General features: G+C 59.6%; 21 protein-coding genes and 1 tRNA gene. 10 read left to right on the top strand and 12 right to left on the bottom strand.

The annotated features are described in order from the left end of the window. Nucleotides 1-29 precede the first annotated feature (29 nt). A complete protein-coding gene (locus P5689_RS07535) occupies nucleotides 30-401 on the bottom strand; it encodes a hypothetical protein (RefSeq protein ID WP_285532670.1) in 372 nt (123 codons plus the stop codon). A 209-nt stretch (nucleotides 402-610) separates the two neighbouring features. On the opposite strand from P5689_RS07535, the gene P5689_RS07530 reads away from it, so the two are divergent. Further along, on the top strand, nucleotides 611-1,696 hold the full coding sequence (locus tag P5689_RS07530; RefSeq protein WP_035444349.1) for a CorA family divalent cation transporter: 1,086 nt from the start codon (nucleotides 611-613) through the stop codon (nucleotides 1,694-1,696). Nucleotides 1,697-1,810: 114 nt separating this feature from the next. Here the strand turns inward: P5689_RS07530 and P5689_RS07525 are convergent, their stop codons facing one another. The 3 genes from P5689_RS07525 to P5689_RS07515 form a co-directional block, all read right to left on the bottom strand. Next, nucleotides 1,811-2,104: a hypothetical protein gene (locus P5689_RS07525; protein ID WP_285532669.1), complete on the bottom strand. Its 294-nt coding sequence runs from the start codon at nucleotides 2,102-2,104 to the stop codon at nucleotides 1,811-1,813. Nucleotides 2,105-2,135: 31 nt separating this feature from the next. Next, entirely contained in the window at nucleotides 2,136-3,068 is a 933-nt protein-coding gene (locus P5689_RS07520) for a rhodanese-related sulfurtransferase (protein ID WP_285532668.1), read from the bottom strand. 353 nt (nucleotides 3,069-3,421) lie between these two features. Further along, the gene (locus P5689_RS07515) at nucleotides 3,422-5,770 is read right to left on the bottom strand and encodes a TonB-dependent receptor domain-containing protein (protein ID WP_285532667.1); all 2,349 of its coding nucleotides are present in this window, start codon (nucleotides 5,768-5,770) and stop codon (nucleotides 3,422-3,424) included. Nucleotides 5,771-6,188: 418 nt separating this feature from the next. Here P5689_RS07515 and P5689_RS07510 point away from each other — a divergent pair, with 418 nt between their 5' ends. Beyond that, nucleotides 6,189-7,058 carry an aldose 1-epimerase family protein gene (locus P5689_RS07510; RefSeq protein ID WP_285532666.1) on the top strand — a complete coding sequence of 290 codons (870 nt, stop codon included), beginning with the start codon at nucleotides 6,189-6,191 and terminating at the stop codon, nucleotides 7,056-7,058. Between the two features lie 157 nt (nucleotides 7,059-7,215). Further along, nucleotides 7,216-8,163 carry a S1/P1 nuclease gene (locus P5689_RS07505; RefSeq protein ID WP_285532665.1) on the top strand — a complete coding sequence of 316 codons (948 nt, stop codon included), beginning with the start codon at nucleotides 7,216-7,218 and terminating at the stop codon, nucleotides 8,161-8,163. A 60-nt stretch (nucleotides 8,164-8,223) separates the two neighbouring features. Here the strand turns inward: P5689_RS07505 and P5689_RS07500 are convergent, their stop codons facing one another. Next, the gene (locus P5689_RS07500) at nucleotides 8,224-10,152 is read right to left on the bottom strand and encodes a prolyl oligopeptidase family serine peptidase (RefSeq protein WP_285532664.1); all 1,929 of its coding nucleotides are present in this window, start codon (nucleotides 10,150-10,152) and stop codon (nucleotides 8,224-8,226) included. A 168-nt stretch (nucleotides 10,153-10,320) separates the two neighbouring features. Between P5689_RS07500 and P5689_RS07495 the strand changes: the two genes are divergently transcribed. The 3 genes from P5689_RS07495 to P5689_RS07485 are packed head-to-tail and all read left to right on the top strand — an operon-like array spanning nucleotide 10,321 to nucleotide 12,154. Beyond that, entirely contained in the window at nucleotides 10,321-10,905 is a 585-nt protein-coding gene (locus P5689_RS07495) for a DedA family protein (RefSeq protein ID WP_122048565.1), read from the top strand. Then, nucleotides 10,902-11,849 carry an SDR family oxidoreductase gene (locus tag P5689_RS07490; RefSeq protein ID WP_285532663.1) on the top strand — a complete coding sequence of 316 codons (948 nt, stop codon included), beginning with the start codon at nucleotides 10,902-10,904 and terminating at the stop codon, nucleotides 11,847-11,849. The genes P5689_RS07495 and P5689_RS07490 overlap by 4 nt, the downstream gene beginning before the upstream one ends. Continuing rightward, nucleotides 11,846-12,154, top strand: coding sequence for a hypothetical protein (locus tag P5689_RS07485; protein WP_231944596.1), 309 nt, complete (start codon nucleotides 11,846-11,848; stop codon nucleotides 12,152-12,154). The genes P5689_RS07490 and P5689_RS07485 overlap by 4 nt, the downstream gene beginning before the upstream one ends. 176 nt (nucleotides 12,155-12,330) lie before the next feature. On the opposite strand, the gene speE is transcribed toward P5689_RS07485, so the two are convergent. The 4 genes from speE to fbaA all read right to left on the bottom strand — a co-directional run bounded on the left by speE (nucleotide 12,331) and on the right by fbaA (nucleotide 15,396). Continuing rightward, the gene (gene speE / locus P5689_RS07480) at nucleotides 12,331-13,203 is read right to left on the bottom strand and encodes a polyamine aminopropyltransferase (protein WP_023978245.1); all 873 of its coding nucleotides are present in this window, start codon (nucleotides 13,201-13,203) and stop codon (nucleotides 12,331-12,333) included. Between the two features lie 83 nt (nucleotides 13,204-13,286). Further along, nucleotides 13,287-13,763 (bottom strand): adenosylmethionine decarboxylase, encoded by a 477-nt coding sequence (gene speD / locus P5689_RS07475; RefSeq protein WP_023978244.1) that lies wholly within the window; start codon nucleotides 13,761-13,763, stop codon nucleotides 13,287-13,289. A gap of 206 nt (nucleotides 13,764-13,969) precedes the next feature. Then, nucleotides 13,970-14,281, bottom strand: a complete 312-nt coding sequence (locus tag P5689_RS07470; protein ID WP_285532662.1) for a hypothetical protein — start codon at nucleotides 14,279-14,281, stop codon at nucleotides 13,970-13,972. Between the two features lie 5 nt (nucleotides 14,282-14,286). After that, on the bottom strand, nucleotides 14,287-15,396 hold the full coding sequence (gene fbaA, locus P5689_RS07465; RefSeq protein WP_031240430.1) for a class II fructose-bisphosphate aldolase: 1,110 nt from the start codon (nucleotides 15,394-15,396) through the stop codon (nucleotides 14,287-14,289). A 251-nt stretch (nucleotides 15,397-15,647) separates the two neighbouring features. Here fbaA and P5689_RS07460 point away from each other — a divergent pair, with 251 nt between their 5' ends. From P5689_RS07460 to P5689_RS07450, 3 genes are all read left to right on the top strand, one after another. Further along, the gene (locus P5689_RS07460; protein ID WP_023978241.1) at nucleotides 15,648-16,310 is read left to right on the top strand and encodes a TetR/AcrR family transcriptional regulator; all 663 of its coding nucleotides are present in this window, start codon (nucleotides 15,648-15,650) and stop codon (nucleotides 16,308-16,310) included. A 134-nt stretch (nucleotides 16,311-16,444) separates the two neighbouring features. Beyond that, entirely contained in the window at nucleotides 16,445-17,230 is a 786-nt protein-coding gene (locus tag P5689_RS07455; protein WP_023978240.1) for a glutaminyl-peptide cyclotransferase, read from the top strand. A gap of 195 nt (nucleotides 17,231-17,425) precedes the next feature. Continuing rightward, the gene (locus P5689_RS07450) at nucleotides 17,426-18,202 is read left to right on the top strand and encodes an IclR family transcriptional regulator (RefSeq protein WP_200863465.1); all 777 of its coding nucleotides are present in this window, start codon (nucleotides 17,426-17,428) and stop codon (nucleotides 18,200-18,202) included. A 139-nt stretch (nucleotides 18,203-18,341) separates the two neighbouring features. Here P5689_RS07450 and P5689_RS07445 read toward each other — a convergent pair whose 3' ends face one another. After that, nucleotides 18,342-18,650 (bottom strand): YggT family protein, encoded by a 309-nt coding sequence (locus tag P5689_RS07445; RefSeq protein ID WP_307723612.1) that lies wholly within the window; start codon nucleotides 18,648-18,650, stop codon nucleotides 18,342-18,344. Nucleotides 18,651-18,813: 163 nt separating this feature from the next. On the opposite strand from P5689_RS07445, the gene P5689_RS07440 reads away from it, so the two are divergent. Then, nucleotides 18,814-18,889, top strand: a tRNA-Ala gene (locus P5689_RS07440). 43 nt (nucleotides 18,890-18,932) lie between these two features. Here the strand turns inward: P5689_RS07440 and P5689_RS07435 are convergent. Next, nucleotides 18,933-19,859 carry a retroviral-like aspartic protease family protein gene (locus P5689_RS07435; protein WP_285532660.1) on the bottom strand — a complete coding sequence of 309 codons (927 nt, stop codon included), beginning with the start codon at nucleotides 19,857-19,859 and terminating at the stop codon, nucleotides 18,933-18,935. A 5-nt stretch (nucleotides 19,860-19,864) separates the two neighbouring features. Then, nucleotides 19,865-20,800, bottom strand: a complete 936-nt coding sequence (locus P5689_RS07430) for a tyrosine recombinase XerC (RefSeq protein ID WP_285532659.1) — start codon at nucleotides 20,798-20,800, stop codon at nucleotides 19,865-19,867. Nucleotides 20,801-20,813: the final 13 nt, after the last annotated feature.

Genomic DNA, 20,813 nt, shown 5'->3' with positions numbered 1-20,813 from the left:
GCCAACGGCAGTGCCGTTGGGGACAAACCTTACTGCTGGGCCGATTTGTCTGACATCTTCATGCTTTTCATGCTGTGCTTGTGTTTGGAGGCCTTCTCATGCTGAGGCGATGAGATGGGCATTTTCTCCGAGGTCTGACCCGTCGGCGCTGCCGTACCCGTGGGCGCACTCGGTGCCTTGGGGTCGGGCTGCTCGTTCATCTGGTTCTTGAACGTCTTGTTCTGCTCGGTCGGGTTGTGGATCTGGGTCGACTGGTTCTTGAGCGTTTCAGCCTTCTGGGCCGAAGGCGCATGCTCGCTGTCAGTAGCCGTGGTGGCCTGCGCGAAGGCAGGGGCCGGGCTCAGAGCGGGGGCGGCAAGCAGGGTAGAGACAGCCAGAGCGGCTTTGAATACGTGTTTCATGACAGGCTCCTGTCGAAAAACGGGGTAACGATGTCAGGCTTGATTGTTTGTTTTGCGGGACATCTTGATGAACTGGTAACAAACCGGCGTCGTTCCGGTTTCCTTGCGGCTACATTAAGCTTTGAAAGCGGTTGCCTGGGCTCCTCACCCATGCGAGACAGCGAACAGCGTTCGCCCAGAACAAAGATTTCCTCAGGATGGAGGATGGCATGTCCAACACACGCTCACAGATGCCGTTCTCCGTTGTGGCGGGCCAGGATATGAAGCCGTCAGGCGCGCTGCCCCATGGCATTGCCAACGGGCTGGTATGGGCCGTCAGGGCCCGGCCGGGTGAGGACCCCTCGCCGCTTGAGCCGCATGAAATCGAGAGCCTGCTCAACGACCGCACGCCGCCTTCGAATTATCCCAAACCCTCGGAAAGCTGGGCGTGGCTCCATTTCGATACGGTGCACAGCTCGGCCAGACAGCATGTAGCGACCCTGCCCTGCCTGCCCGAGGATGTCAGTGCCATGCTGGCCGAGACAGAATATGGCGTCATGCTGGAAGCCATGCCCGGCCTTGTCTGGGGGGCCTTGCCTGCGTTCGACGATGCCGTTTCGGAGGAAGATCGCGATATCTGCGCCTGGCGCTTTGCCATGCGCCCCGATCTTCTCATCACCACGCGGCGTAACCCCATCCCCGTGCTCGGTGCGGCTTTTCGCACCCTTCGTGCGGACTCCATTCCCCGCAGCCCTGCGGGTGTGATCGACCGCGCCCTTCGTGAGTTTACCGGCAGTGTGCGCCGCCAGATCGGCAAGCTGGATGACGAACTGGACCGCGCCGAGGACGCGCTGCTGCTGATCGAGCGCCGCACCGATCTGGGTCATCTTGGCGGTATTGTGGGTAAGGGCCGACGCCGTGCCACCGAATTGCGTCGTGTGGTTACCCCCATTGATCGCGTATTGCGCGACGAAGATCTCGAATTGCCCGAATGGGCCGAGGATGAATTGCGTGACCGTACCGAGCGTCAGGTCCATGCCGCGCTCGATGACATGATCGCCCTTCTCGATCGTGCCCGCTCGCTGCAGGATGAACTCGGGTCGTCACAGGCGGAAGAAACCAACAGGCGTCTATATATCCTGACGGCGGCCACCATCCTCATGTTCCCGGCAACTCTGGTGACCGGGTTCTTTGGCATGAACACTGGTGGGATGTATCTCGCGGGCGGCGCCTATGGCACGCTTGAAGCCGGAGCGGTGTGCTTTATCGCCATGATCCTGACCTGGGTGTTCCTGAAACTCGCCCGCTTGCTCTGATAGCCTCGCCTCGCAATTCTGAAAGACGGCGTTACTCCCGCGTCCTTCCCTCGCAGACAGGTTTCCAAAGGACGACCGTCCTTTGGTGGGGTGTGGGGCGACGCCCCATACACACTATTCCGAGCGCCTGTTGATTACGGTGTTTCCCTGCCCTTGAGCTCGCTCAGGCGCCAAAAGAACGCGTGGTGCGCCGCGACAGCCGTCATGGCCCTCCTCACGTATGACGCTCGCCATAGCCTCCATCAGACGATAGGCGGCGCCGTCACCGTTGAAGATACTGGCCTCGATGGCCTCCAGATCCAGGGTGAGGGTTGCGCGCCCCTTGTCGCGTTCCTCGATGAAGCGGTCGAGGGCATCGGTGAACCATGGATCGGAGGCCCAGTGATACCCGGATGGCTCGTCAATCATGATGATCTCCCTCAGGCGTTGTTCTGCCCGTTCAGGCATCACCGCCGATGTGATGGGTACCGCGGGCACGGGCAAGATCTTCCTGATGCTGGCGCGCAGCATAACGCGCGCGCTGTTCATCGGTACGTTCGGCCGCGCAGGCAGGACACTGGATTCCGTCAATGAACAGCGGTGATGTCTTGTCCTGTGCCGATACCGGGCGACGGCAGGCGTGGCACAGATCATAGGCACCGGGTTCCAGCCCGTGGCGCACGGTCACGCGCTGGTCGAACACGAAACACTCGCCTTCCCACAGGCTTTCAGCTTCGGGCACATCTTCCAGATATTTCAGGATGCCGCCTTTGAGGTGATAGACATCCTCAACCCCTTCGGAGAGGGCGAAGGCAGTCGATTTTTCGCAGCGTATGCCACCTGTGCAGAACATGGCGATTTTAGGCTTGCGCCCCTCGGCTTTCAGCGCAGCGCGGCGGGCACGAAACCAGTCGGGAAATTCACGAAAGCTCTGAATGTCGGGATCGATGGCGCCCTTGAAGGTGCCTACCGCCACTTCATAGTCGTTTCGCGTGTCGATGAGGATGGTATCGGGATCGGAAATCAGCGCGTTCCACTCGGCGGCAGGGACGTAGCGCCCCACACCGGCCAGAGGGTCGATATCGGGCTGGCCCATTGTGACGATTTCGCGCTTGAGGCGTACCTTCATGCGGTTGAACGGCATGGCGTCGTCCCAGGAGAGTTTCCACTCCAGCGCATCGCAGCCGGGAAGACCGCGAATATGGGCCAGAATGGACTCGATGCCTTCGGCGCTGCCTGCAATGGTGCCGTTTATCCCTTCGCGTGCCAGAAGCAGCGTCCCCCTGATGCCGTGCTGCAGGCAGGCCTCAAGCAGCGATGCCTGCAGAGCGGCAGGATCGGCAAAGGGGGTAAAGCGATAAAGGGCGGCGATGCAGACCGGCGGCTGCGACATGATGACTGTCCCTGAAACCTTGAAAATGACGTTGCCGGTTGCATAGCGCAGGTCGGGCCGCAACGCCTATCAAGAATGGCCGAGCCAGCCCGTCCAGGTCGGGCTTGGTGTCATGGCATCTTCATCGGATTGCATTCGATTGCAGCGAGGCACCCGGAAAAAATATGGTCACCAAGTCTTTTCCTGGATGCGATCACAGGGAGGGGGCTGGTCAAAAGACAGGAATTCAGCCCTCGCACATGAGGCGCATTCCGCGCGTCTCTACGCCTGATCTACGGCCCTAAACGTTCCGAGCCTGTGACACCGCCCTCCCAACGCCGGCCTGACATGAGAAGGGCTGAGACCTCACCGGATCAGTAGCTCATGCTGATCTGGCCAAGGAAGGAGCGGCCGGCCGAAGGGGTGGCGCGATTGGAAAACAGGCTCTGGTAGTTCAGGCGATTGGCCAGGTTGTAGCCATTCAGCGCAATTTTCCAGTGCTGGCCCAGACGATGGGAAATCACGGCATCGAAGTCCAGATTGGCCGGGACCTTCAACGTGTTGGTCGTGTTGAGCCAGACATGCTGGCGCCATGTCATGCCGCCACCGAATGAGAGATTGTACGGCGTATTCGGGAAGGCCTCGTAGACCGACCAGAGAGTCGCCTGGTTATGGGGCACATACTGCACCTGCTTGCCCACTGCAGCAGCCGTATCGGAAGCCAGGGTATCGCTGTCATAAAGGGCGTAAGTGGCTGAGATGTTCCAGTGGCGTGTGATCATGCCACCGACGGAAAGCTCGAGCCCCTGATTACGCTGCCGGTCGCTCGATCCCTCAACCTGCCCGGTAACCGGGTCGGCGTTGATGGCGTTGTTCTTCTCCAGTCGGAACAGCGAGGCCGTGAACCCCATGCGGTCATGAAAGGCGCTGTATTTCGCGCCGATCTCGTAGAGACTGGCTTTCTCCGGGCTGGCGAAGCTGTTTGTGCCGGGGCGTATCGGCACGGAGCCGTTGGTGACATACATGCCGCTTGGCGTGGTCGAGGTCGCCCAGGTGAAATAATAGGTCTGATGCGCATCGGGCGTCGCGACGAGGCTGACATTGGGGTTAAAGACGCTGCTGACTTGATGATAGTGAATATCAGGATTGGTCGCGACATTGCCGCCCGTCAGATTATAGCTGGTCTGCCAGCGGTCCCAACGGAAACCACCCTTTACCGACAGCCAGTCAGTGAACCAGATCTGGTCATAGAAGAACAGGCCGGTATCAAAGCCATAGCCGTTTGAATGTGATTTGGCCCCGAGAGCACCGAGGCTGACCAGCCCACCCGGATTCAGATCGCCAGGCACGAGAAGCAGATTGCCGACATAGGGGTTGGGGTTGACCAGCGAGGCATAGGGCTTTGCTTTGAGATAGGTCGATTGCGAGCGCACATCATTGACGCGCTCGAGATCGAAACCTGTCACGATCTGATGCTTGAGAAAACCCGTATGGAAATCGGCCACCATCGAGCCGACATTCTGCACCGACCAGCTTGTCTGCTGATAGGGCAGAGGCGCCATGGTGGTGCCTAGTCCCTTGCCGTTTCCGGCGCCGTTGGGGCCTGAGCGGGCAACAAGCGCCGAACCGGCATGACCGAGGAAGTAATTGTTTACGCAGGTCGTGTCGCACGTGGCTTTGGAGGCAGCGAAAGTCCGGTAGAACTGGCCACCGCGCAGATCATCGAAGAACTTGATATGGTCGTTGAGCTTGTACGAGAAACGCGCTGTTTCCATGTTGTCGTTGGTGGCGTTCTGATCGTTGTTCGTGCCATAGAAATTGGTGCGGCGAATGCCGTATTCCGTGATCGGACCGCCGGTTTTCGCACCGGGCGGTGTGACGACAGGCACACCGAAATCCGGGATCGAGTTCTCCTGCTGGTGCATGTATTGCAGCACCAGTGTGGCCTTGCTGCCCAGACCGAAGGCGATGGAGGGTGCAATGCCCCAGCGATGCGAATAGAGGAAATCGCGCCCGACAATATTGTTCTCGTTGCCCATGCCGGTGATGCGCAATGCCGTGTGGTCATCCAGCTTCTTGTTCACGTCGAGGACGCCCCGATAATAGGAGCCCGACCCGCCATTGAACTCGGCGGCATAATGGTCGCGCAGGGTGGGGGTCTTGGTCACCATATTGATGGCGCCGCCCGTCGTCCCGTTGCCGAACACCTCGGATGAAGGGCCCTTGATGACCGAGATCGTCTCGAGATTGAACGCATCGCGGCTATAGACGCCAAAATCGCGCAGCCCGTCCTGATAGATATCGTTCTGGGCCTGAAAGCCGCGGATCAGGAATTGGTCGCCATTCATGCCGCCCGCACCCTCGCCAATCGAGGAGGTCACACCCGGCACGTTCCGCAGGGCTTCATCCACCGATTTCACGTTCTGCTGCTTCATCAGCATCTGCGGTACGATATTGATCTGCTGCGGCGTATGAAGCGCGTCCTGCGGCATGCGCGACAGGCCGATCGGGTCTTTGAGTGTGTTGAAGCCGTTGCCGAGCACGGTGATATGCTCGTCTGACTTCTCCTCAGATTTCTGCTTTTCGAGCTTCCGCTGACGCTGCGGTTTCCTGTCCTTGCGGTCCGCCGAACTGTCGTCAGCGGCGTGGGTTTGAGTTGCACCGAGAATGATCCCGGTGAGCATCGGTAGCAGGGACAGGGATGTGCGCGAGAGGGATCGCATCGGGCGCGACGCTCCATTTCAGTTGCGAGGGTTTCGCAACTCCATAATGAAAGCGCGACTAAGTCTCAATTGAATTGTTGCGAAATATGTGTGGTTTTTTTGCGAAATGTTTGAAATGTTCCGGTGAAATATCGAAGCACTCCTTGTCAGGTCGTTCCGCCCATCGTCTGACAGGCTCCCATGTCGCGCACGGTGGGCTTACATGCGACCTGGGCAGTTCGGGCCGGGGCAAAGCAAGTGATGCGTCATCGGGTCAGACAGTATCTCCCCGGCCTTGACCCCAGGTCGGGTTACCGCTCCCTCACGAAACAGTCTCTTGATCTGCGATGGTTTTTGGGGAAGGTCGTTGGACCTTTAGCCAGATCGCCTCTTGCCGGGTGATCGCTGCCGCAGGCCGGAAACAGGAGCGCGATGAGTGATGTCCGACAGCCATGTCTTCAGCAATGGGCGATTCAAGGCGCGCGTTGCTGCCCACGGTGCCGAGCTTTGTTCACTTTGTGACGAAACGGGGCGCGAGCTCATCTGGACCGGGGGCGCTTGGCCACGCCATTCTCCCGTCCTGTTCCCGATTGTAGGGCGTCTGCGTGACAATCATGCCCTGATCGATGGTCTCGACTATACCCTTACGCAGCATGGTTTTGCCCGTGACCGCGTCTTTCGCTGGGTCGAACGTCATGAGACGGGTTGCACGCTGGTGCTTGAGGATGATCCGACAAGCCGGGCGATCTTTCCTTTCGCCTTCCGGCTCACGCTGCAATATACGCTCGATGAAGATGGCCTGCACCTTGCCTATACGCTGGGCAATCCGGACAGCCGGAGCCTTCTCCATGCGTCGCTCGGGGCTCATCCGGCCTTCATCTGGCCGCTTGTGCCGGGAACAGCCAAGACGGACCATGTGCTCGAATTCGAGGCTCCCGAGCCAGAGCCTCTCGCTGTTCTTGAGGAAGGGCTGATTGCTCCGGGGGCGCGTCCCAACCCGGTCAAGGATGGAATTCTGCCGCTCGATGACAGCCTGTTCGACCATGACGCGCTGATCTTCCTGCATCCGGTCAGCCGCGAGCTGCGTTTTCATGCGCGTACGGGCGAGGCGCTGGTTTTCTCGTGGCATGGTTTCGAGCAGCTTGGCATCTGGATGAAGCCGGGCTCCGATTTCCTCTGCCTCGAACCCTGGATGGGATATTCCAGCCCGGTCGATTTCGACGGGGCTTTCGAGGAAAAACCGGGATTGCTGCATCTCAAGCCCGGTGAAAGCTGGTCGGCTGGCTGGTCGGTTCGACTAGGCGCCTGATCGTCCGGGCGGCCAAACGAGGGCTTTCCGGGTGGTCCGTCACCCGCGCTGTCAGCAAGGGGCGAGAGAGGGGGGTGTCATCATAACATCCCTTGCATCCTCGGTCCGGGAGTGAAACGGTAGTCGCACTTCCTGCCACTTTCGTTTCCGAGGCCTCATGACACGTCGCTCGCTTTTCGCCCTGCCGGCACTGCTTTCCGTTGCCGCGCTGACCCTTGCCTCAAAACCTGCCCAGGCCTGGGGTCCCTATGGGCATGCCATCGTCGCTGATATCGCACAGAGCCGCCTTACGCCGCAGGCTGCCAGTGCCGTGACGCAGCTTCTAGCGCTTGAGCATCATCAGAGCCTCGATCAGGTGGCGTCATGGCCCGATACGATCGGGCATGTGCCGCCGGAAAAAGGCGGCCTGCCCCAGACGCTGCCGTGGCACTATGTCGATACCGATGCTTCTTTTGCGACCTATGACAAGGCACGCGATTGCGGCAACGATATCTGCGTCACCGAAAAACTGCCTGAAATGGAACACGTGCTGGCAGACCCGAATGCGGCGCCCGAAGCGCGTCTTGCTGCCCTGAAATGGGTGGTGCATCTGGTGGGCGATCTGCATCAGCCCCTTCACGCTGCCGAGCGCGACCATGACAAGGGCGGCAACATGGTGAAGGTCTCTTATTTCGGTCAGGACCGGAACGGCCATGAGAACCTTCATTCATTGTGGGATGAGGGGATTATGGACCATGAGCGGCATCTGGTCGTGGGGCCGCATTATACGATCGATTTTGCGAAAGCCCGTGAGGAGGCCGACCGGCTGAACAGCCAGATCACCCCTGGCCAGGCTGCATTCTGGTCCGGCGCGCTTTCTCCCGACACCATGCATGAGGCTGTTGTGCAGTGGACCGATGAAAGCCACGGTCTGGCCCGTTCCATTGCCTATGGCGCGCTGCCCGGCGGCAACAGGAAGGATCTCGGCGCGGCCTACACGGATATTGCTTTTCCCGTGATCGAGACGCGCCTGCAGCAGGCGGGGGTGAGGCTCGCAGATGTCCTGAATACGGCGCTTTCTGCGCCTGTCAGCGCAATGGGTGCCCCTTCTTCCGCAACACCCTGATCGTTTTCAGGATCGAGGCGCGTTCTGCGATGCGCCTCGACCGGGCCGTATTCGTTCCTGTCAGGCGTTTTGCGATGACCCAAAGATCTGCTGGTAAAAGGCCAGTTCGCGCGTGAAGCTGTCCTGCAGGGTCTGTTGCTGACGAAAACCGTGACCCTCACCGGGGTAGATGTGCAGGGCGGACTGCCGTCCCCGCGCTACAAGCGCATCATGCATGGCCTGGGCCTGTGCCAGAGGCACGACCTTGTCCTGGTCTCCGTGCAGAAACAGTGTGGGAGATCTGATCGTCTCGACATGGCTGATCGGTGAGCGTCGCAGATAGAGGTCGGCCTGCTCGGGGTAGGGGCCAATCAACCGATCAAGATAGTGGGACTCGAATTTATGTGTCTCCTCTGCCAGGGCGCGCAGATCGGTCACACCGTAAAGCGAACAACCCGCCGCAAAGACATCAGACATCGCCAGCGCCATGAGCACGGTCAGCCCTCCTGCACTGCTGCCTCGTATGACGCAGCGTGCGGGATCGACTAGCTCCTTTGCGACGACATGGCGCACGGCTGCTATGCAATCCTGCACATCGACGACACCCCACTGCCCCTCAAGGGCTTCTCGGTAGGTACGCCCGAACCCGGTCGATCCCCGGTAATTGACATCGAGTACGGCAAAGCCGCGACTGGTCCACCACTGCACCTTGAAGGAAAAAGCTGTGCTGGCTCGCCCCGTGGGGCCACCATGCGCCATGACCACCAGAGGCGGCTTTTCGTTGTCAGCAAGACTGTGATGCCGGTTTACAGGGGCATAGAAAAGCGCGTGAGAGAGGGTGCTCTTCCCGCCGGATGCATCAGCGTCGACAGGGAAAGTGATCGGTCGGGCTATCGCACAATCCTGCGCATCGATGCCCTGTGGAAAATCGAAAGCGCGTCTTATGATCCGCTGCGGGTGGCCAATGACGATGGCGGGGGGTGCATCGGGGGCAGTCTCGATCCAGGCAGGCTCGTCACCAAACCAGACGGGTACTTGAGCAGCATCGATATGCGGCCATGTCGTCCACACCCCATTTTCAAACAGGGCGGTACGGCTCAGACCCTCTGTAATGACTTGGGCCATGACACGCCCCTGCCCGATGGGCGACAGGCTGCGCTGACCGAAAACCCAGTGCGGAAAGCCTGTCTCTCCTCCCGGATCTGGCAGATAGTCGGGGCCGACCGGTGTGTCTGTCTCATTCGGGATGAAAAAGCGGCAAGGCCGCCAGCTGCCCTGCGCGTCCAGACTGACCAGAAGCGTGTCAGCGCTTTCCCAGACAGGATCGACACAACTGCACCGCGTACCATCGCCTGCGAGTATGCGTGTTGCGCCAATATGCGGGCGCCGTGCCTGCCATGATAGCGGTGCGATGAGGAGTCTCGTGGCATCCCAGGGCATGTCGGGGTGTGACCAGCTTATCCATACCAGATGCCCGTTGCCGGGTGCGGGGCGCGGTGCGGCGTAGAAATCATCGCCTTCGACCAGAACGATTTCGTCCTGCCTGTCGAGCCAGACAATAGCGGCTCGGGGTTCGCCTTCCCCGCGATGATCTTCCCGGACGCAGAAAACGCCGCTGCCAGTGGCATCGAAACTGAAATCTGCATAAGCGCAGCCTGCTGTGCAGGCCATGGGGGTGATGCTGCCATCGGGATGATAGAGCGAGACAGCCCCGGTCTTGCGATCGCTGAAAACGACTTTCTGACATGACGACACCTCATAGGCGCCGCCACCATATTCATGAACATTCGTGCCGATCTGGTAATCGACGGGGAGCAAATCCCGTGGCGTTTCGCCGCGTTTGAGGCTGACAAGGGCCGTGCGCCCCCCTTCCTGCGGTCTGCCTTCGAGCCAGTATAACCTGTCTCCCTGTGCCTGAAGCTCGGAAAGGGACACGCTACGCCCTGCAACGAGGTCGGATGACACCCAGGAAGGCCAGGAACCGGAAGGGATCGAAGATGGATTCGTCATGGGATTCAGGATAATCCGGGAGAAACCATCTGACGAGTTTTCCTGGGAGCGGCTTTCAGGCATCAAGTCGACCTCTTTATCGCTACGCCTGCAAGGATCAGAGCCCTGCTGCATTATCTGGAACATCTGCTCAAGGAATATGGCTACGGCATTGTCGGCGTCGTCGTCATGCTCGAGAGCATGGGCCTGCCTTTACCAGCCGAGAGCCTGATCATCGGGGCGGCCCTCTATGCCGCGACCACGCATCATCTTGAAATCCGATGGGTTGCCGTTGCGGCCGTGACGGGTGCCATCATGGGCGATAATTTCGGCTATCTGATCGGACGTTCGATCGGGTTCAAGATCCTGCAAAAGCATGGCGGCAAGGTTGGCCTGACCCATGAGCGCCTGCTGCTGGGTCGCTACCTGTTCAAGCGTCATGGCGGGACCGTTGTTTTTGTCGGGCGCTTTGTCGCGATTCTGCGCGTATTCGTGGCCCTGCTTGCTGGGGCAAACCATATGCCCTGGCGCTCCTTTCTCTGGCACAATGCGCTTGGTGGCGTGGTGTGGGCCGGTGGGTACGCCATCGCGACCTATTTCCTCGGCAAGGAAATCCTTAGTCTATCCGGGCCTCTGGCCATCGGTATCGGCTCACTCGTCGTGATCTTTCTTGGCGTCTGTCTCTATTTCCTCAAGAAAAATGAAAAGCGTCTGACTGATGAGGCCTTGAAGGAAGCGAAGGCCGAAGAACGCTCAGGAAAGGCCAGGGCATGAGTGACGCTTATCCATCCTGCCGGGGTAAAACGGCAATTGTCACAGGTGCAACAGGCGGACTTGGCCTTGCGACGGCGCTTGGCCTGGCCCGGGCCGGTGCCGAGGTGATCGTGACAGGGCGCAATGCCGAAAAGGGACGAGCGGCGCTGGCGACGATCCAGGCAGTTCTCCCTGATGCCATCCTGCGGTTTGAGGGGCTCGACCTTGCCTCGCTGGCATCCATTGCACGCTTTGCCGAGCGCATGGCCGACCAACCTGTGCATGTGCTCATCAACAATGCCGGTGTCATGGCTCCGGCGCAGCGTCGCGCCACACAGGACGGATTCGAACTTCAGTTCGGCACCAACCATCTTGGGCACTTTGCGCTTACGGGCCGGCTTCTGCCCTCGCTCATTGCCGGTCAGGCCCATATTGTCACGGTGGCGTCTCTTGCTGCATGGCGGGGCGATATTCCACTCGATGATCTGAACGCTGCCGGGCGTTATCGCCGCTTCGACAGGTACAGCCAGAGCAAGCTGGCCAACCTGATGTTCAGCCTTGAGCTCAACCGGCGTGCTCACGAGGCGGGGGCGCCTTTGCATGTTCGCACCGCTCATCCTGGCTGGTCCACCAGCTCCATCATTTCCAACAGCGCCGCGCTGAGTGCGGCGCAGACGCCCGTTTCACGCCTGCTGGCTTATGGGCAGGATCGTGTCGGCAATGCCCTGTTCCGCCTGCTGGGGCAGGACGTCACTGCAGGTGCCGAGCCTATTCTCCATGCGGCCTTGTCTCCCAAGGCGCGTGATGGGGGCTATTACGGGCCGATCGGTCGTGGGGAACGACGCGGGCCACCGGGGCTTGCCGTTATTCCACCTAGGGCCACGGGGCTTCCCCTTGCGTCTAAGCTCTGGCAGGCTTCCGAGAATATGACCGGAGTCCGGTATGACTGGGAGGTTGTCCGATGAGCATGACCCTGTCCGTATTCAAGGAAAGCCTGCAAGACGGTATTCCGCCCGATCCTGTGTCACCCGCGCTGCTTGCACTGTGGTGGGCCAAACGGGAGGACTGGGCGGCCGCCCATGAGATCGTGCAGGCCAATGAGCGTGACCCGGAATGTAACTGGGTTCATGGCTGGCTTCATCGCGTCGAAGGTGACACTGACAATGCCCGCTACTGGTACCGGCGCGCCGGTCACGCGATGGGCCATGGTGATCTGATGGAAGAATGGCAGGCTATCGTCATTCGCCTGCTGAGCGGTTCGGGCTACTAGAGCCCGGTCAAAGCCGTCCTGACAGGAGGCGCTGCCCCATGCCCCGCCAAAGGACAGTCGTCCTTTGCAAACCTCATCGAAAGTCGAAGCGGGGCTCGAAGGGGAAAATCCCTCCGCGGGTGCAGGGCAGAGCCCTGCATACCCCGGACATACAGATGTCTGTCCGGGGACGCCGATCAGCCTTCCTGCTTGGGCAGGTTCTCAGCGATATAGGGCGGCAGATTGAAGCTGCCGACATGGATTTCCGGGGTCCAGTAACGTGTCGTGCCCAGGATACCTGCGGCCTCTGCGCGAGTACGCACGTCCTCGACGGTCTGCTTTGTCGGGTTCACGCCCTTGGCAGCAACGCCAAGCGTCATGAAACCACCGACATAGGTCGGCACGGCGGCAACATAGGCCGAGACATGCGGGAAGAAATTGGCACGGCGCAGGCTGGTTTCACGCAGTTCATCCGCCTGCATGAATGGCACGCCGCACTGGTTCACGATCAGACCCTGAGCGGAGAGGATGCGGGCGCAATCCTTGTAGAAGGCATCGGTGAAGAGCACTTCGCCCACGCCGATCGGATCGGTCGAGTCGACGATGATGACATCGAACGAGCCGTCCGCTGCCTTGGCGACATAGTCGATACCATCGCCGACGATGACATCGGCGCGCGGGTCATTCCAGGCGTCGCCAGCGATATTGGGGAGATGCTGCTTGGAAAGCTCGATAACCGCCCCGTCGATCTCGACCATGACGGCCTTTTCAACGGTCTTGTGCTGAAGCACGCGACGGAGCACGCCACCATCGCCTGCGCCGATGATCAGCACGCGCTTGGCATCGGGGTGGGTCAGAAGCGGGACATGCGTGAGCATTTCCTGATAGACGAATTCATCGCGCTCGGTGATCTGGATGACGCCATCGAGAACAAGCACGCGGCCGTGGAAGTCGCTTTCAAAGACGACGATGTCCTGAAAGTCGCTCTTGACACGTGCGAGCTCGCGCGTGACGCGAAAACGCTGGCCCCAGTCGGGGTAGAGGGTTTCGTTGATCCAGGATTCAGACATGAGGCGGTCTCTCCCAATTTTATCAAAAAAAAGGCCGGGCAACGGGCCCGGCCTTATCTGCTTTTGAGCGCAGCGTAACGCGCTCAGCCTGCAGGCGAGATCTTTTCACGACCACGACGCACTTCGTCAGAGACGACGCGACCAGCCTGGAAAAGACGCTGCATGACCGGAATCGTCAGATTCGGGTCGCAGGCGCCGCACATGAACACGTCAACGGCGGCAAAATTGCGCTCGGGCCATGTGTGGATCGAGATGTGGCTTTCGGCCAGCACGATCACGCCCGACACGCCGCCATTGGGCGTGAAGTGATGGAAGTGGCTGTGCAGGATTGTTGCCCCTGCGGTAACCGCTGCCTCGCAAAGCGTGGCGTCGATCGCTGCGGGATCGTCCAGATTCGTGGCGTCCCAGAAATCGATCAGCAGGTGATGACCGGCGAAGCGTTCACCATCACGCTCAATGAAGTAATCCTTGCACACCTCTTCATGAGATGTGTTCGATGTGACAGTCTGGTTATCTCTCGGGAGTCCCGATACCATCCCCAGTTGAGCAAGTGCGTTCATCACGTACCTCTAAACCAGTAGACAGCCTGTTGGGCAACATGCCCCCTTGGGCCAAGGCCGCCCGATTAAAGGTCATGACCCCCGGATGCAAGGACTTTCTGTCCGATTCATCCGATTTTCTTCATAGTGTTACTTGACCCGGCCACGGCTGTGTCGCAGCGACAAGACGCAGGGCGGTTGTCTGCCCTGTAAGTCGGGAGATGGCTTCAGGCCGTTGTCACGACCTGAAATGCCCCGATGAAATGCCAGTCCTGAATCAGGGGCGAGCAGGCCTCATTGAGGGCTGCAAAGGCATCGGGATGGTCTTTCTGGAAATCCAGATAGGCCCCGTGCGACGTCCATTCATCAATAGCGATATAGTCGCCTGGCTTGTCGAGATCGGCAATGAGGCGCGTGCCGAGATACTCGCGGACATTGCGGTAGAGCCGTACCCACGGGCCTTCCGGCCCGTAAGTGGATTCGAACAACGCGGTCTGGCTTGGCACGACGCTGAACGCCCTGACGATCTCGCAGGTCACGTCCTTCAGTCCCTGGTAGCGATGGATCTGCCTTTCGACCCGAGATCGGCAAATGCCTCCTCCAGACGGTCGACGATGCTCTTTTCACCAACGCGCAGCCATTTGCGCGGGTCGTAGAACTTCTTGTAGGGGGCGTCGGTCTCGGGGTCGATCTGGTGCAGGAAGGCCTTGGAGTGATCGAGCACGTATTGGCCAATGCCATTGGCAAACGCAAACTGCACATCGGTGTCAATGTTCATCTTGAACACACCATAGGACACGGCAGCGGTGATCTTGTCCTTTTCCGAACCCGATCCGCCATGAAAGACGAGTGCGAGCGGCTTGGGGCCAAGGCCGGTTTTTTCAGCGACGTGCTCTTGTGAGTGGAGCAGGATCTCGGGCCGAAGCTGCACGTTGCCGGGCTTGTAGACACCATGCACATTGCCGAAGGACGCCGCCACAGTGACGTGACCGAGCGGCGAGAGACGGTTCCAGGCGGTCAGGACGTCCTCGGGCTGCGTATAGAGATGGGCATTATCCTCATGATCTTCGAGATCATGGCCCACACCGTCTTCTTCACCACCTGTAACACCCAGTTCGATTTCCAGGCTGATCCCGAGCTTGGCCATGCGGGGCAGAAGGCGCGCACATTCGGCCAGGTTGTCCTCAAGCGGCTCTGCGGAGAGATCGATCATATGCGAGGAGAAAAGAGGCGGGCGTCCGGCGGCAACCTCAGCCTCACTCAGATCGAGCAGACCTTCCACCCAGGGGATGAGCTTGCGATCGGCGTGGTCTGTGTGAAGGATCACGCAGATGCCGTATTCCTTGGCCAGAAGATGGACGTGGCGGGCCATCGAGGCAGCGCCCAGCACGCGGGCCCTGTGCTGATCAGCCAGACCCTCGCCGGCGTAGAAACGTGCACCGCCATTGGAGCACTGAACGATAACATCGGAATTGTTTTTCGCTGCGGCTTCGAGCACGGCATTGACGCTGTCGGTGCCCACAACATTGACGGCAGGAAGAGCATATCCGCCCTGCTTGCAGGCCTCGATCAGGGTGAGATAGTCATCACCTGTGACAACTCCCGGGGGCAGGGCTCGGCTGGGGCGCGACGCATTCGGGTTTGTAGGGGTCATAAGGATCTCATGTCTCTGAAAACGGGTCGTCTCAACCAATTTATCGCGATCCGCAGGCGCAATGCCTAGACCTTTCATGGACACATTGAAGTCATTCTCGTTGCAGTTCTGAAGGATTGGCGCGCATCGGGCAGTTTTGGCTTGCGCTGATCGACCCGTTCGGTCAGTTCTGAGGGTCTGCCATCGGGCCGCCCTCAAGTTTTGTGCGTTGCCCACCGGCACCAGACCAATGCGTCAGACGGATGGACCGGTTGAACAAGAACGACACTATCGCCTCGCCCGACAATGAAGACTCCGCTCGAGACAGTGCGGCTTGCAACGCCAAGCGCCGCCAGATTCTCGATGGGGCTGAGGCGATCTTTCTCGAATCCGGCTATGAAGGGGCTTCCATGTCCCAGATCGCCTGTCGCGCCGGTGTGTCGAAAGGGACCCTCTACAACCATTTCGAGAACAAGGCAGCGCTGTTTGGCGCTGTCATCGAAGATCTGAGCCGGGGTAAACTCGCGCCCGCCATTTGTCAGAGTCACCTGACGGCCATGACATGTGAGGAATCAGCCACCAAGCTGGCCGAGCGGTTCATCACCGTTCTGCTTCAGCCTGGTCCGCTGCGTCTCTATCGTATCATCGTGTCCGAAGCGCCGCATTTTCCGGTTCTGGCCGATACATTCTGGCGTCACGGCTTCGGACGTACGCTCAAGACCATGACGGAGTGGATCGGGCATTGGGTCGAACGAGGGGACATAGTGACCGATGACCCGCTTTTTGCCGCTGAGCAGTTCATGGCGCTGTGTCAGACACGCCTTGTCCAGCGCAAGCGTTTCGAGCTGCCAGTCGATTGTAGCGAGGAACAGATCCATGACGTCGCAAGGCGTGTGGGCAAGGCCTTCATGGCGATCAACGGTCGCCCGTCCTGAGATCGTCGTACCGGTTCTTCCGCCCTCTGGGTTGACCCCTCCTGCCCCGGTTCCGGATCGAGAGAGGGTGATTGTGGGAAAATGAGGGGCGGGCGTATAGCGTTCGGGTGAAACCGCCAGCGAAAAGCCCTCCCATGCGCCTGTTACTTGTCTGTATTGCCTCGTTTTCCGGCCTGGCAATGACAGCCTGTCTGTTCGCGCCTGCTGGCCTTGCCAGTCCGCCTGTCGAACCAGCGCAGATTATCGCCCGTTTTCCCCATGACCCTTCGGCGTTTACCGAGGGATTGTTCTATCGCGATGGTGCGCTGTTCGAAAGCACAGGGCTTTCAGGCCGATCGGTCATACGACGGGTCTCGCTGGAGACAGGCAAGACCCTCGCACAGGCTACTGTGCCGGATGGGCATTTCGGTGAGGGCATTGTGGACTGGCAGGATCGGCTGATCAGCGTCACATGGCGTAGTGGGAGCGGCTACATCTGGAGTTTCCCGTCACTGACGCTGCGGGGGCGATTCCATTATACGGGGGAAGGCTGGGGCCTGACCCATGATGACAAGACACTGATTCTCTCAGACGGAACATCTTGTCTGAAGCATCTTGACCCTGTGTCATTACATGTCGTCGGGAAGTTGTGTGTAACCGCCGATGGTATTCCAGTAAACAGACTGAATGAACTCGAATATATTCATGGAGAAATCTGGGCGAATATATGGATGACTCCGGAAATCGCGAGGATCGATCCCGAAACGGGTCAAGTGAAGTCATGGGTCGATCTGACGAATCTCGAAGAAGAAGTTGGTCTGGATGATCCGGATGCTGTGCCCAATGGCATCGCCTACGATCACGAGAATGATAGATTATTCGTCACCGGAAAATACTGGCCAACACTTTACCAGATAAAGCTTCCTCCCTATAAACATTGATTTAAGAGAAAATCGGAACTGTCTTCGTCTTGATTACATAGATGTGACCAGAAAACGAAGATAAGTGTTTATTCGCCCGTGAATAACGCTATGAGATGCTTCTATGCCTCCCTTGCGGAGCAATAAAAAGTCTCAAAAGCGAACGAGAAGCCCTTTCAAAGTCCAAGGCACCGTTCAAAGAACATGGAGCGGCATGTGGCATATTCGGATAAAGACTGGCCCCAGGGTACCCAGACATTGGGGCGTGGCCTGTCGATCATTCTGGCCGTCAAGGCTGGCGTCGATACGCTTTCCGAATTGGCGCTGGAAATTGGCTGCACACGCAGCACAACCCAGCGCCTGACAGCAGCCCTGTTACAGCAGGGCTGGTTACGCCTGAAATCCATGGGGCGTTACGGTCTGGGTGAGAAACTGACCTCGCTCACCACGCAGGCACAGGCCGCCACGCCCCTGCTGGGGCTTGCCACCCCTCTGCTCCATACGCTCAGTGAGACAACCGGTCGCATGGTCCATCTGGGCGTTCGTGCAGACAGCGCCGTGATCTATCTGATGCGTCTGGAAGGGCGTATGCCTCTTGAAGTCCGTAGCCGGACAGGCCAGCACCTCCCCCTTGCACGCACGGGTACGGGGCGCGCGCTGATTCTGGATGAGTCGGAAACAGAATGGGCGCGTCTGTATCGCACCAGTTATCGTCATATGCCTGCCGGTCTGTCGAGCTGGATCAATCGCATGCGCTTCTATCGCTCGACCGATTGCGTGTTCGATCTGGAAGATGATGAGATTGGTATCCACTGCGTCGCATCGCCGGTGCGAGATGCTTCGGGCAGCATTGTGGCGTCGATCAGTGTGACGGGTGGGGCTAGCGAGATGCCACTTCTGCGCATGAAGGCTCTGGCCCCTCAGGTGCGCCACACGGCATCATTGCTGTCGGCCAAGCTCGGTTGGCACGAACTCAGTGACGTTGCCGACTAGGTTTGTCGCTCAATATTGGCCGGATCAGAATATCCGGCCAGTTTCCGGTTCGGGGAGGCCGGTCAGTCGACGATGGTCGGTCGTGACTGATACGCCCGTCTGCGTGGCCGGCTATTGCAAGGTGCGCTGGCGATGCGCCTTAGAAACTGCCATGCAGTGAGGCAAAAACCAGTCGGTTGAGCACTGGCACGACAAGATACTGGAGCCCCAGCAGGACGGCGAGCGGGCTCAGATCAAGGGCTCCGAATTGCGGCAGGATCGAGCGTACGGGGTTCAGCACTGGCTCGACAATGCGACCAAGGAAAATCACGACATTGTAAACGAAGCGGTTGCCTGGATCGAGAATCCGGAAACCCACCAGCATGCTCATCACGCAGTATAGCAGCAGCGCCCATGTGAAGAGCTGAATCAGCATCATGATGATGTTGTAAACGGTGATGATCAGCAAATCCGGTCTCTTTGAAAAACGATGGAATGCCTAGCTTAGCGTTTGGCAGGGCCATGAGACAACATGTGAGCTGCGCAAGCGCTCTGGCCGGTGGCGGGAGCGACCATAAAGCAGGCGAATCTTGACTTTGGGACAGGACCGTGTAGCTTCCGACGCGTTCCGTGGGGCTGTAGCTCAGATGGGAGAGCGCCTCGTTCGCAATGAGGAGGTCAGGGGTTCGATTCCCCTCAGCTCCACCACGGAACACTCCCCGACTTTCGATATGTCCCGATGTGCAGTGGGTTAACGCACCCAGACCTGTCCGGCGCTGAACGAAATCCAGATATCATGCTGGGCAAACCAGTCGGCCCCCAGCAGCATGTCGGCATTGTCTCGCATGTCGGACACTGTCAGTACCGGGTCTTTCCACACCGGATTGCCGGTACCGGGCTTTTCTTCCTGCAGATGCAGTTCATGAAAATGATGCCAGTGATACCAGCGTGCATTGAGATCCACACCGCTTGTCACGCCGCCCTGATCCCGGCGCAGGATATCGTCGCTGATGCCCATGGCGTGAGCAAAGCGCCGTGAGAGTATGTGAGAGCGTGCGCCGCTATCGAGCAAGGCAAGCCCCTCATGACCGTCCAGTGTGAAGGACAGCGCCAGACGGGCCCCTTCGCGCCTGGCCCGCAAGGTGGTGTAACCGGCAGGCCATGAAGGCGCGATGGGGCAGCGTGCGTCGCGTGAGGGTGAACGCCACAGCGTGAGGCGTTTTTGCGGGACGTTGAACTCGACATCCATCCCGCGCAGCAGATCGACGCCCATGAGACCGGCAATCGGGGGTGTCAGAGCCGGAAGCCCCGGCAGGGCACCGAGCGGTATCGAGCGCGAGCCAAGAGGGAGCAGCCCGATGGACAGAGCGCGTATCATCATGTTGGGGGCGAGCTGACCACGCCCGTTTGGCCCCTGTATGACGGTCAGATGCGCCGGATCGGCTGCGAGCTTGAGAGCCGAGGCGGCCTCTGGCGTGATCAGGCTGCCTTCAGAACCCGTATCGACAATGAATCGCGCCTGACGTCCATCGAGCACAACAGGGGCATTCAGGAACAGCCCGTCATTATGAAGCGGGATGTCGGCAATACGTTCGGGCGTGCAGGGGCCGGCATGGGCACGAGACAGGCCTGAGCCCGCCAGCATGATGGCGAGGAGAAAGGCAACAGGGCGCATCATTCTCGTTATTTCCTTGCGCGTGGATGGGCCTGCCAGACGGCAAGGAGGTGGCGTTCATCGGCCAGCGTATAGGCCTGCGTCGTAGAAAGGCTGGCGTGACCCAGGAGTTCCTGGATGGCGCGCAGATCCGCACCGCCCTCCAGCAGATGGGTGGCGAAGGAGTGACGCAGTGCATGAGGGGTGGCGCTGTTGTCCAGACCGCTCTGCTCGCGCCAGACCTGCATGACACGGCGCGCCACGGCGGGTTGCAGACGCTTGCCGCGTAACCCCACGAAGAGCGGCGCCTCCGGGGCCGGGCAAGGGTGCTGGCTGCGCCACCGGGCCAGTGCCTTGAGGACATTTGGCAGAAGCGGCACAAGTCGCTCCCGGCCGCCCTTGCCGGTAACGCGCAACCCGGACTCCGCAGCGCGGTCGCAGTCACGCAGATCGAGCGCCAATGCTTCGCCGATACGCAGGCCCGCGCCATAAAGCAGGGTGAACAGGGCTTCGTCGCGCGCGGCGCAAAGCGGGTGCTGCTCAAGGGCCGCAATATCGGAGGCCGCACTGCGTGCCATGTCGCGCGAGAGCGGGCGCGGCAGACGCTTGCGTGTCTTTGGTGCCTTGAGCTGGCGCAGGGCGCTGGCGCTGACCCCGTGCCTGATATGGAGATAGTGATAGAATGACCGTAATGCCGAGACCCTTCGGGCGCGGGAGCGGGCACGACCATCGGGCGTGCCTTTTCCACTCTCGGCTCGGTTCGTGTCATAGGCCAGCCATGCCCTGAAATCGCTCGTGCGCAAGGAGGCAAAGGCGGAGAGATCGGGCTCCTGCCCCAGATGCTCGCTCAGAAATGCCAGAGCGGTTGCGACATCGTTGCGATAGGCCAGAACAGTGTTGGGGCGCGCCCGCTTTTCATGGGTCAGCCAGTCGAGCCATGAATCGAGACATTCATGCATCAGCATGACGGCGGACCTC

The sequence above is a fragment of the Asaia sp. HumB genome, from assembly GCF_030263835.1.
GTDB classification, from domain to species: Bacteria; Pseudomonadota; Alphaproteobacteria; order Acetobacterales; family Acetobacteraceae; genus Asaia; species Asaia bogorensis.
The sequence above is the reverse complement of the archived record's forward strand: the minus strand, read 5'-3'. Positions and strand labels throughout refer to the sequence as shown.